The 11709-nt window shown below is 61.6% G+C and carries 10 protein-coding genes; 5 read left to right on the top strand and 5 right to left on the bottom strand.

All coding sequences use genetic code 11. The features are described from left to right. Window positions 1-79: 79 nt before the first annotated feature. Both A8950_RS17115 and A8950_RS17110 read left to right on the top strand, forming a co-directional pair. Window positions 80-1387: an ABC transporter substrate-binding protein gene (locus A8950_RS17115; protein WP_133614914.1), complete on the top strand. Its 1308-nt coding sequence runs from the start codon at window positions 80-82 to the stop codon at window positions 1385-1387. A 72-nt stretch (window positions 1388-1459) separates the two neighbouring features. Continuing rightward, window positions 1460-2536, top strand: coding sequence for an ABC transporter ATP-binding protein (locus A8950_RS17110; RefSeq protein WP_133614913.1), 1077 nt, complete (start codon window positions 1460-1462; stop codon window positions 2534-2536). Window positions 2537-3080: 544 nt separating this feature from the next. Here the strand turns inward: A8950_RS17110 and A8950_RS17105 are convergent. Further along, complete coding sequence (locus A8950_RS17105; RefSeq protein WP_133614912.1) at window positions 3081-3443, bottom strand: hypothetical protein; 363 nt, start codon at window positions 3441-3443, stop codon at window positions 3081-3083. Window positions 3444-3666: 223 nt separating this feature from the next. Between A8950_RS17105 and A8950_RS17100 the strand changes: the two genes are divergently transcribed. Beyond that, window positions 3667-4539, top strand: a complete 873-nt coding sequence (locus A8950_RS17100; RefSeq protein ID WP_133614911.1) for a hypothetical protein — start codon at window positions 3667-3669, stop codon at window positions 4537-4539. A gap of 39 nt (window positions 4540-4578) precedes the next feature. On the opposite strand, the gene A8950_RS17095 is transcribed toward A8950_RS17100, so the two are convergent. After that, window positions 4579-6771 carry a CHASE2 domain-containing protein gene (locus tag A8950_RS17095; RefSeq protein WP_133614910.1) on the bottom strand — a complete coding sequence of 731 codons (2193 nt, stop codon included), beginning with the start codon at window positions 6769-6771 and terminating at the stop codon, window positions 4579-4581. Window positions 6772-7027: 256 nt separating this feature from the next. Here A8950_RS17095 and A8950_RS17090 point away from each other — a divergent pair, with 256 nt between their 5' ends. Continuing rightward, complete coding sequence (locus A8950_RS17090; protein ID WP_166645252.1) at window positions 7028-8020, top strand: FecR family protein; 993 nt, start codon at window positions 7028-7030, stop codon at window positions 8018-8020. A 69-nt stretch (window positions 8021-8089) separates the two neighbouring features. On the opposite strand, the gene A8950_RS19715 is transcribed toward A8950_RS17090, so the two are convergent. From A8950_RS19715 to A8950_RS17070, 3 genes are read right to left on the bottom strand one after another with little or no spacing between them, the layout of a single operon-like run. Next, window positions 8090-9688: a S8 family serine peptidase gene (locus A8950_RS19715; RefSeq protein WP_208109913.1), complete on the bottom strand. Its 1599-nt coding sequence runs from the start codon at window positions 9686-9688 to the stop codon at window positions 8090-8092. Between the two features lie 57 nt (window positions 9689-9745). Beyond that, window positions 9746-10420 (bottom strand): anti-sigma factor family protein, encoded by a 675-nt coding sequence (locus tag A8950_RS17075; protein ID WP_133614906.1) that lies wholly within the window; start codon window positions 10418-10420, stop codon window positions 9746-9748. A 41-nt stretch (window positions 10421-10461) separates the two neighbouring features. Then, the gene (locus A8950_RS17070) at window positions 10462-11010 is read right to left on the bottom strand and encodes an RNA polymerase sigma factor (RefSeq protein ID WP_133614905.1); all 549 of its coding nucleotides are present in this window, start codon (window positions 11008-11010) and stop codon (window positions 10462-10464) included. 412 nt (window positions 11011-11422) lie between these two features. Between A8950_RS17070 and A8950_RS17065 the strand changes: the two genes are divergently transcribed. Then, window positions 11423-11709, top strand: a 287-nt coding sequence (locus A8950_RS17065; protein WP_133614904.1) for a hypothetical protein, incomplete at its 3' end; no start/stop codon positions are given.

The raw sequence follows: 11709 nt of genomic DNA, 5'->3' as shown, positions 1-11709 counted from the left end.
ATCACTTTGGCATAATCTTATCCTCAGCTGCTGAGAAGTCAGCGGCCCAACGAAGCGAACAGGGCGGGGAGTGAGGAAGATGATTGGAGAAAAGATACAGCGCGGTGCTGCCTTTCTGGCAGCTGCCATCACATTGTCGATGTACAGCGGGAGCGCACTTGCCGACACGGAGATTCGCATTCTTGCGACCGGCGAAGCCTATGGCGCCGCCATGAAGGTTGCCGCCGATGCCTATACCGCGAAGACGGGCGTCAAGGTCGTGATCGATCAGCTGCCCTATGGTGACGCCTATAACAAACAGGTCCTGCTGAGCACGGCAGGGTCGGACGAATATGACATCATGGTGGTTGACTGCATCTGGCTGCCGATCTTCACCAAGAATGGATGGGTCCAGTCCTTTGAGCCGTTGGAGGCAGCCGCGAAAACCAAGATTGATTGGGCCGGCTTCGTTCCCGGCATCGTCGATGCCTACGACATGTTCAACGGCCAGCACTATGCAGCGCCCATCGACTTCTTTATCGAACTTCTCGCCTATCGCCCGGACCTGTTCGAGAAGGCAGGCCTCTCGGAACCGCCGAAGACCTGGGACGAGTTCCGCAATTATGCCGAAAAGCTGAATGAGATCGAGAGCGGCGTGTACGGCGTCGCCACCATGCCCGGCGAACAGGACGGTGCCTATTCGGAGTGGACCGTGCGCCTGGCAGGGCTCGATATGCCACCAAACGCCAACCAGTTCGTCTGGGACAAGTCATTTAAGTCAATGATCGCCCATAACGGCAATGGGCAGAAGGCGCTCGAGCGCTGGCTGGAAATCCAGCCTTTCACCGCCCCCGGTGCCAATGAAATGGGCTATGCGGAAGCCACCAACGCCTTCATGCAGGGGTCGGCGGCGATGTATGTGAACTGGTACGCCTTCTTCTCCGACGTGGAGAATCCCTCGACCAGCAAGGTCGCCGGCAAGGTCGCTTATGCACTGCCGCCACGCGAAAAGCTGGAAGGTCCGCGGCGCGATTATCTGGGCGGCTTCCAGATTGCGATTGCGACCCATGCCCCGGAACCGCAGGCCGCCTACGACTTCATCGCTTACGTCACCAGCGATGAAGGGCAGGAGACCATGCTGGAGAACGGCGCGCCGGGCGCCTATCGCAGCTATGTCTACAAAAGCGAAAAATGGATCGAGCGCTATCCCTTCCTGCGCCCTGTGGCTGAGGCTGGGGAAATGCTGCCGCTTACAGCCGATTTCGCGGAATATGTCGAAATGCAGCGCGTGATCTATGATCAGATCTTTGCCGCCTGGGTCGGCTCGAAAAGCGCTGGAGACGCGATGAGCGCAGCGGATGCCGACCTCAACAAGCTTATGGTCGATCTCGGTTACCAAAAGCCCTGACAATATCCAGGACGCAAGAACGCGGGCCGGACTCCACCGGCCCGCGTAACGACCAGAGGGCAGAGCAGCAAGATGGCGGGCGTTACCTTTTCCAATCTTTCGAAATCCTACGGAAATGTGCCGGTCGTGAAGGCACTCGATCTGACGCTGAAGAGTGGCGAGTTCACCGTTCTTTTGGGACCGTCAGGTTGTGGCAAGACGACATTGCTGCGCATGCTGGCAGGTCTGGAAGAGGTTACCGAAGGGGAAATCGCGATCGACGGCCGCGTCGTTACCGATCTCCACGCCAGCGAGCGAGACATCGCGATGGTGTTCCAGAGCTATGCTCTCTACCCGCACCTTGATGTCGCCGGCAATATCGGCTTTCCGCTGGAGGTGCGCGGCCTCCCGAAATCCGAGATAGCAGCGAAGGTTCGGTCGGTTGCCGGCATGCTGGGGCTGCTAGAACTGCTTACGCGAAAGCCCAAGCAACTATCCGGTGGCCAGCGCCAGCGTGTTGCCCTTGGCCGCGCCATGGTGCGCGATCCCAAGGTCTTTCTGTTCGACGAACCCCTTTCCAATCTTGATGCCAACATGCGCGAGGAAATGCGGTCGGAACTGATCCGCTTTCACCGCGAAACCGGCAAATCGATTGTCTATGTTACGCATGATCAGGTCGAGGCCATGACAATGGCGCAGCGCATCATCGTCATGCGGCAGGGCTCCATCCAGCAGAACGGCACCCCGTTCGAGATCTATAAGCAACCGAAGAACGACTTTGTCGCTCAGTTCGTCGGTAGCCCAGGCATGAATATTCTCGATACGGACTTTGCTGGCTGCTTGCGGCTGGGCGGGGCACCTCTGACGGTCCCGGCTGGATTTGATTTGTCAGGCGGCCAGGTCGCCAAGCTGGGTATCCGGCCGGAGGACATTCGCCTTGGAACTAGTGCGACGACGGAGGCTTCTCTGAGCTTTCCAGTCCGGCTAGTCGATGTGCAGCCTCTGGGTGCTACAATGATAATTGACCTCAAAACTGTCGGCGGGAACCTGCCCCTTATCGCCCTTGCCGAATGGCGTGATCCTGGAATTTCGCCAAATAGTGAAATTGAGGTTGTGGTGCCCATCTCGGCAGTCCACAAATTTGCGGCAGACGGCGTGCGCATTTGCTGAAGAATGATCGCAGGGATGCCTCAGCCTATGGACAATCTTGCGTCTAGCATTTGATACAAATGCTGAAAACCCGGAAACAGATGCGGGCACTGGAACGCAGGACCGGCTACGATGCAGGCGCCCAAATCTTCACTTCCACGTCACACAAAGCTGTGACACATTCGCAGCCAGCGATGATATCCGGGCCTTTTATTCCAATTGGTTAGGGCTATTGCCCAAATCAGCTACGATCCCTGGCGCCCTGGTCGGAGGTTAGGTCGTCGACCAATTGCCAGTTATCAGTTTCATCACCGCTGGGACGCCAGCGCCTGACCGGCTGATTATTTCCCAGGAAAGTCCGTTCCTCGTCGATGTGTCCGCGATCTCGTGCACTGGAAGGCGAAGGGCATTGGTGGATGTGGGCGATTGGTTGGGCCCGCAGAATTGACCGGACTCGCAAGACAACCTGCGTAGAATCCCCCTTTCGGGCACGGAGGATGGATCGTTGGACCGGGACAAACAGAAACCGGCCGGGAAATCAATGATCCCGCGTCCGGCCCTGCCGTCACTCGGGCGCCAGCACCAGACGCACGTCTTCGGCCGAGAAATAGAGCACGGTACCGTCGAGGAACTGGCAGAAATCCATGCCGGAGACGTTGAAGTACTGGGTCTGGGATCCTTCGGGGGCAATCCCTCGGCGGACAACTTCCTGAAAATCCGAAAGCTCGATCACCAGGACATCGCCGCCGGTCTCGATCACCAGGGCGCCCTGGTCGTCCGGTACCAGGTCATGGAGCGACAGGGAAACGAAGTTGGCGCGACCGCGGGAATCGTGGAATTCGACCTTTTCCATGGCCGGACGGCGTGACCCCGCCGCCATGCCGGCTGGAGGCGTCGTGTCGGCAGCGAAGTGAGCGGCGTGACGCATGTCCCTTTTCCCGGTGCGGTTTGCAATCGTCATATTTAGCTGAACGAATCAGCGGCAAATTTATGCCGTATTGCCCTGCGTCGCCGGCTCGTCGGGGAGAAACGGCCTTACCCGGGACAAAACTGTGACCAGGCTGCACGCCCGTTCCCTGGAAGGAATAACTCAACTGGCAGCTTCGTTGACGCTCAGGAACAGGCCTGACCGCGGATCTGCCTTCGGGCCCTTGCCCCGGTATCAACACTGCCCTTCTGGAGAAAAGCTCATGAAGCGTCGCGTTTCCGAATTTGTCAGGGTTATGGCGGTCGCCGGTCTGGTGGCCGGTGCGGGAATCGGCCTTGTCGCGTCACCCTTCGACAATATCGCCGAGGCGAAAAACGGCGGCGGCAATGGCGGCGGCAACGGGGGCGGCAATGGCGGTGGCAACGGGGGCGGCAACGGGGGCGGCAATGGCGGCGGCCAGGGAAATGGCGCCGACCGTGGCAGCGAGCGGAGTGGCGGCAATGCCGATGGCGCGGGCGGCAGGGCCGGCGGTGGTGGCGCCGCGCAAGGTGCTGCCGGCAACGCCAAGGCGGGCGGCGATACGGACTCGCCCACGCCCAGTGACTACGGAAAGCTCAATGGCTTCATGCATGCCAGTCCGGCAGCCATGCAGAACGCCGCACCGAATTCCGCGATCGGCGCCGTCAGCCAGGAATTTCGTGACCTCCTGAACGAGTATGTGGGTGGGGTTGTGGACAGCGAAGGCGAAGAAGGCGCCGCGGAACCAGTGGATCTTGACGATCTAGCGGAAGCATTAGCCGAGGCGGTGAACAAGCCGATGACCGGCGAGATCGTGGAAAATGTCCTTGGCCGATTGAGCGAGACCTATGGCGACGATTATTCCGGCCTGATCGGTTCGCAGGATGAGCCGGAAGAGAACGACGGTACGGCGGAGGGCGAGCCGGATGACGACAGCGAGGAATCTTTCGCCGACGCACTCGCGGATAAGGTAAACGAGATCAAGGGGTTTGAGAATCCCGGCGACGGGACAGACAGTGTGACCGGCGATACGGCCGACGATACGACCGGCGAGACAGCCGGCGAGGTGGAGAGCTGATTGGCGCTGGAACCGATCGTGCGATCTGACGCACTGCCATCAATTGGCGCCGCGCTCCCCCTCCAGGCGTTCGATGGCTAAGGCCATGTGGTCGTAGAGGGGCCGCAATTCGCTTGCCTCGTCGATGGTTGGGCACTCCGCCAGGAATCGTCGCGCAGCACGTGTGTCGCCAATCCGCAAGGCGGCGATCACCTCCTGCAACAGTGTCTGCACCAGCTTGAACCTGGGATCGCGGGCAAGCGTGGCGCCGCCGACCAGCGCCATGATCCTGACAAACACCTGCTTTCCCTTGACCTGTACTTCGCCCAGCGGGAGCAGGGCGAATTTGGCTGCCAGCCGGTCGCCAGGATCCGCAACCAGGATGTCGATCCCGTAACTCTTGGTCAGCGTCTCCAGGCGCGAGGCAAGATTGACGTCGTCGCCGATGACCGAATAGTTGAAGCGCTTCTGCGTGCCGAGGTTTCCGACCAGACAGGTGCCGGAATTGATCCCGATTCCCATGCGCAGGGGCTCCTCGGCAGCGCGCTGGGTGTTCAGTTCCGCCAGACTGCGGCGCATGTCCAATGCGGCGGAACAGGCATGCTCGGCATGATCGGGATCGTCAAGCGGCGCATTCCAGAATGCCATGATCGAATCGCCGATATATTTGTCGATGGTGCCATGACGACGCAGGATCGCATCCGTCATGGGCGTCAGAAAACTGTTGAGCAGGCGGGTGAGGCGCGTTGCATCGGTTCTTTCCGCGATGCTGGTGAAGTCGCGAATGTCGCAGAACATGATCGTGACTTCGCGCAGTTCACCGCCGAGGCGGAGCTGGCTGGGATCGTCGGCAAGACGCTCGACCATTTCCGGTGCCAGGTAATGACCGAACGCCTCGCGGATGCCGCGCCGCTCTATATCCGACCGGAAATATGACGTCAGCACGCCGGTAACGAAGATGGCGAAAGTGGAAAGGCAGGGGTAGACCGGGTCAAAGAGTTGGCCGAAATGAGCGAAAGCCAGCCAGGCGAGGCCGATTGCGATCAGCCCCGTGCCGGCACCGAGTAGGGTGCAGCCAAGCGGGCCGAGCCGCGGCAGCAGCAACACCAGGGTAATGCTGAGGATGATCAGAAGGGCAAGTTCCGGCAGGATGGTCCAATAGGGCCGCTGCAACGAAACTCCGGTCAGAATCTGTTCGGCGATTTGCGCATGAATCTCGACGCCAGGTGTGACGAGATTGAGCGGTGTCGCGCGCAGATCAAGAAGCCCTGGTGCGCTGGTACCGACAAAGAGGATCGCACCGGTCAGATCCGTCACTTCGCCGGAGAGGATTTGCCAGGCAGGAATCTGTCGCTGGGCGATGCGGCCGCTGTCATGCAGCCACACCCGGCCCATGCCGTCGGTGGGGACAACGCGCCGCCCGATGCGCAGTTCCGCGATGACCTCGGCACCCGCCAGCCGCGCACCGAGTTCCTGCCACCAATGCTGATAGCCGCTTGCGCCGGATGATTTCACCGCAAGGGTGGACGCCTTCTCGGCGACGCGCAGCGCCTCCACGACCAGGCTCGGATAAAGCGTCCCGTCGCCGTTTAGCAGCAACGGCAACTGCCGGACGATGCCGTCGTTTTGTGGGATGACATTGATGCTGCCAAGACCCTTGGCCGGCCGTAACAGATCCGGCAGGTTGACGACGGCACCGGTAAAGCGCGGGCTTACATAATCGCCGAGTTTGAGACCCTTCGGGGCACCCTGGACGGCAAGGCCGCCCTTGCGCCTTGGCATGTCCTGCTCGGTCGGGTTGCTGGTCAGCACGAAACCCAGGACCACCGGCATCTGGGCGATGGCGGCCGCAAGTGCCGCGTCGGGGTCGGCGGTACGTCCGACGATATCGGCAAAGACCGGATCCGACGGCTCGATCCCCCATTCCGGCAGGGCCCGGCGGGGCGCCGTGCGGTCGGCCTCGGCAAAAACCATGTCGAAGGCGACGACCGAAGCGCCGGCTACCTGCAGTCGCTCGATCATGGCGGCGATGCGGCTGCGCGGCCACGGCCATTGGCCGTATCGGCGCAGAGATTCCTCGTCGATATCGACAACCCGGACCGGTGTCGCGGCATAGGTGCGCGGACTGAGGCGCTGGAACACATCGAATACGCGCAGGCGCATGTCCGAGAGAAAAGCGGGGTCCTCGGCCCGCAGCATCACAGCGCCGATGAGCATCAACAGCGGCAACAGGCGATGCAGGACATGCTTCATGGAACCGCTTCCTGGGGCCGCTTCCTGGGGCGGGGTGTCAGCGGACGCTAGTTGCTTCCCCTGCCGGAGTCAAAATTTCCCATGTCACGGAATAAGAACGGCAGGTCGGTCGTTACTGGTGCGTAGAACCCGAATTCCATCCATTCACCGGCATGCCGGTGGAACAGGCGAACGGCGACACAACACCGTCACTGCCAACGCAGTCGGGGGGCTAGAAAGGTCGGGCATTATGAAAAGGATATCCCGCCGGATCGCGGTGCTGGCCGGTATCGCGGCGTGTCTGACAGCGTCCGGCGTTGCGTTTACCGCCTTGGCCGCCACGACAACGGATCCGATCGCCGATGTGATCGATCTGGTCAACGAGGCATTCCAGACACCGCCCGACGGTGAGGAGGGCCCGATTTCACTCGGCGACCGGTTGCTGTCGGATTCGGTGGTCCGTACCGCCGCGGATTCGGCGGTCGAGATGAGCTTCCCCGACGGAGCCGTATTGCGGCTCGAGGCGGAAAGCGAGATGACGCTGGATTCTTACGTATACGATCCCGATGGCGCCGCAACGACGGCTCAGGTCAACCTGAATTCGGGTCTGATGCGTTTCACCACTGATGAAGAAGCGGGCATCAATGACGAGGGTATCGTCTTTGAAACACCGGTCGCGACCGTCGGCATTCGCGGTACCGATATTGCAATCTCCGTGGGCGCCGATGGATCGACCGTTGTGGACGTGCTGTCGGGCAGCGTCGTTGCCAAGCCAAAGGAGCATGAACAATCGGTTGGCGGCGAGGAGGGCGACAGCATTCTGATCACCAACAGCAAGATGCCGCCGCAGGTCGGGGCGATCGGTGACTTTGCCACGGCGGCAGGGCCGGCGCCTGGAACCGGGCCGGGATTCGGCAATTCCAACCTGGACAGCGAAGGAAGATCTCAGGGCGAATCTGGCCAGGCCCGTGGCTCCCAAGGTGATGGCAGTGGCGGCGGCGCTGGCGGTAACTCTGGCGCTGGTGGCGGCGGTTCGGACGGCGGCAGCGGCGGCTCTGGCGGCGGCGGTTCTGGCGGTGGTGGTTCCGGCGGTGGTGGTTCTGGCGGCGGCGGTTCTGGCGGTGGTGGTTCTGGCGGCGCGGATGGTGACGGCAATTCCGGCCATGGCGACAATGACAATGGGCGCGACCCCGACAATCCGGGCAAGGGCAAGGACAATTCGGGGCAGGGTAATGGCAATGGTAACGGCAAGGGGCTTGGCCGCGACTGATCCAGCCTCGGCACCATCACTTAATCGCTAACTGACTGGTTTGCCTCGCTCCGGTTGCCCGGGCTCAGGCTATTGGGCCTCAGCCACGGCGCAGATATTGCCGGCCTGAACCAGGCCGTGCCCGAAGACCGGGTCGGGGCCGGCCGGACCCAAATCAAGGGCAGATGCCAACAGGCGATCGAGGTTGTTCCCGTTGGCAGCGAGGGCTGCCGCGACAAAAGGCGAGGCGAAGGACGTGCCGCTGACGACAACCCCGCCGACATTCTGTGCTGATGTATAGGGAATCCATAGATCGACGCCGGGTGCGGCCAGGGCAACGAAGCTGCCGCGATTGGCGGCCTGGAACGCCTTGCGGTCTGGCGACACCGCAGTCACACCGACCACGCCGGGATAGGCCGCGGGATAGCGAGCCACACCATCCAGTCCATCATTGCCGACCGCCGCAACAATCCGGGTCTGGCGTGCGGCGGCGGCATCGACCGCCAGTTTCAACAGGCGATTGTCGGGACCGCTCAGGCTCGTATTGACGACCCGCACGCCATTGTCCACCAGCCAGTTGAGCCCGGCGATGAAGCTGGATGTGCTGGCTATCGGCGCGCCTGTCTGATCGATCGTAAAAATGCCGCCGATGGACAGCGGCCGGTTTGGCAGAAGGCCGAATTCAGTTCCCACCAGAAGTGTTGCGATCATGCTGCCGTGAAGATTGGCGGCCTCTGTCGCGCCGTGATCCACGAAGGACTTTTGCTCGATCACCGAACTGGCGAGCGCCGGCTGCGACAGATCCGCCATGGTATCCAGCATGCCGATGCGGTCCTGCCTCGCATCGCAGCCGGTCAACGTCGGGTTCCAGCTTATCTGTTGGTGGGCATATTCCAGCGACGCGACGGCAAAGCCGGCATTCGGCCTGTAGACATGGTTGAAATCCACCGACGCGCCAGGAAACGCCGACTGGATCATGTCGCGTGCAGCCGCCAGGGAGACGCCCTCCGGTGGCGCCATTCGCGTGACCGACATGTCCAGCGCCGGGTAGGCCTGGCTGTCCACCACCTTAAAACCCTTTTGCGCAGCATAGCCCGCGAGGTCCATCCCGGCGATGGCGGCGACGATCTCGCCCTTGACCGCAATCGCCTTGCCTGCGCCGCCGTTCGGCGTCGGCACTTCGACGATTTCGGTGGCGATTGCACCGACGCTGGCGGCAGTGCCGTCCGTATTGGTCACCGGGTTATCGGCCGGCGCAGCGGCTGCCGGCAGGCCTGAGGGGCCGCCGATGTTTTGGGTGCCGTTGCCGCCCGCATTGTTGCCACCGGCATTGCCGTTGCCGTTGTTGCCGCCCGCACTGTTTCCACCGGCACTGTTTCCACCGGCACTGTTTCCACCGGCACTGTTTCCACCGGCACTGTTTCCACCGGCGTTGCCACCAGCATTGCCGTTCCCGCTGTTGCCGCCGGCATTGTTTCCGCCAGCGTTGCCGTTGCTGTTTCCGTTGTTGCTGCCACTGCCGCCATTGCCGCCCGCGTTGTTGCCACCAGCCTTGCCATTGCCGTCGGCTTTTTCATTCTTGGCCATGGCGGCGGATGTGAAAGCAATCAACAGCGAGCCCGCCAACGCCCCATGCAGGGTAGCGAGGCTGGTCGCAACGAAGGCAGAGATGATCAGGCGGCGCCACATGATCCCAGAACAATCTCCGTCCGGCGCGGCCTGCAAGAAACCGGGTCTAAACCGGGTCTATTGTTGCTCGGCAGCGTCCTGCAGCATGACGATATCCCAACGGCCGTCGCGTTGGCAGGCGAAGCCGGCCGTTCTGTCGGATTGACCCCGTCGCACGTGAAACTCCGCACAATCGGAACCATCCGCCATCTGGAACCAGGATACCAGACTCACCGACGCAATTTGATTTAAATGATCAGAATCCTGATACGATTGTGTGCGAATCTCGCCTGGAGTTTGCAGGAGGCCCATCAAGGCCGATTTCATTGCCCCGGACTGGATGTCGGTTCCACTTGCTTCCGGCAGGCTGGCCAGGCGCAGGCCGGCATCCTGTCCTGGCCATTGTGCCAACAGACCTATCGCGGCTCCACCCAGCAGCAGGCCGACCATTGCAGCCGTGGCTTCGCGTGCTGAAAACCACCTGTGGTGGCGCGAGTGCGATTGTAGCGGTTCCGGCGCCTCGACAATGGTTCTGGCCAGATGCAGTGGAACCGGGTCGTTCATCAGGCCGGACATCGTCTCGCGCGCGAGGTTCGCTCCGGTTGTCAGGTCCTGCGCCAATTGCTGCAGCAGCGGGTCCGCTGCGATCTCGTCAGCCACGCGGGCGGCTTCGTCGGGCGGCAAGGTCCCGTCGCAGTATCGCATGATGCGCTCGATCATTTCGTCGCCAATCTGTTGTTCAATGCCGGTCATGTGTCACCTAACGATTCCAGGATGAAAATATTCCCTGGAGCCTATCCAGTGTTCTCCGTGTCCGGCTTTCCGGATCCTGTCTTGCCGGTAACCCTGTCGTTCTGCACATTCCGCGCGAGGGCCAGCCTCGAGCGCGCCAGCCGACTCATCACGGTTCCGATCGGAATGCCGAGAAGGTCGGCGGCCTCCTGGTAACTAAGGCCTTCGACTGCGACCAGCAGCAAGACCTGCCGCTGATCCTCCGGCAATTCGCGGATGGCACTCCAGGTCTTCTTGAGTTCCTCGCGGGATTCCAGCTCGCTCTGCATGGACGGGCCGGCGATATTGTCCCAGTGCTGATCGCCCGGCACATTCAGACGCATGGCTGCGGATTTGCGGCGGTCCAGCCACTGCGTAAGCACGATCCGGTAGATCCAGCTGTCCAGCTTGCTGTCCGGATTCCACTGATGGCGCTTCTCGATCGCCTTCAGGCAGGCAGCCTGAACCAAGTCATGCCCTTCGTCGATCGACCCGCTGAGCCCGATGGCAAAGCGTCGCAATCGGGGCAGCAGGCTGATCAACTTGGCTTCGAAATCCTTCCGTCCCGCCACTCAATCCGCTCCAGTCGCCTTTCCGGTAGGATCGGGGACAGCAGAGTTTTTGTGTTTCACATCCGCCCGCACAATGCCGCTACTCGGTATTCCCCCGGGCATCATTACTCCAAATCGGCAAAACCCTGAAACCGGGCGCCGTCTCCCGCATCATCAACCCGCATCGTCCGGCCGCATCCCTTCCGCGCATTGGCATTGCATCGGGCAAGTTGCGTCAAGCGATTAAAACTCGTTGTGGCCACATCAAGGTGTAGGCTTTTCGAAATATACCCATCAAATTTAAGGAATATTGCCTGTTTTTGGCGCGTTTTCTCGGGGACTGCCGGTTCCCGGAAAATTCGGTGCCCCGCGCCCTGGATTTCGCCGGTTGCGACCGCTGCTGAATTCCACCCTCGCCGACAGGGAGCGAACCATGGCCACCGACACCACGAACATCCCGACCGAGACGACCGGCATTGCCCATGAGGGTGATGTCGAGCGGGCGACGCTGACGCAGGGGGTGACCCAGGTCCAGTTGCCGGCGGGCGAGCCGGTGGTGCGCATCCAGGTGACGCCGGGCGAGACGATCCAGCTGCCCTTCCCGCAGGACGCGATGGTGGCGCGGCTTGACGACGGCAACGGCAATCTGGCGGTGCGCGTCGGCGACATCACGGTGATCCTGCAGGGCTATATCGCGGCGGTGGGCGAAGCCGACGTGAC

Origin of the sequence: Dongia mobilis, assembly GCF_004363235.1 — a bacterium.
Classification (GTDB): domain Bacteria; phylum Pseudomonadota; class Alphaproteobacteria; order Dongiales; family Dongiaceae; genus Dongia; species Dongia mobilis.
The sequence above is the reverse complement of the archived record's forward strand: the minus strand, read 5'-3'. Positions and strand labels throughout refer to the sequence as shown.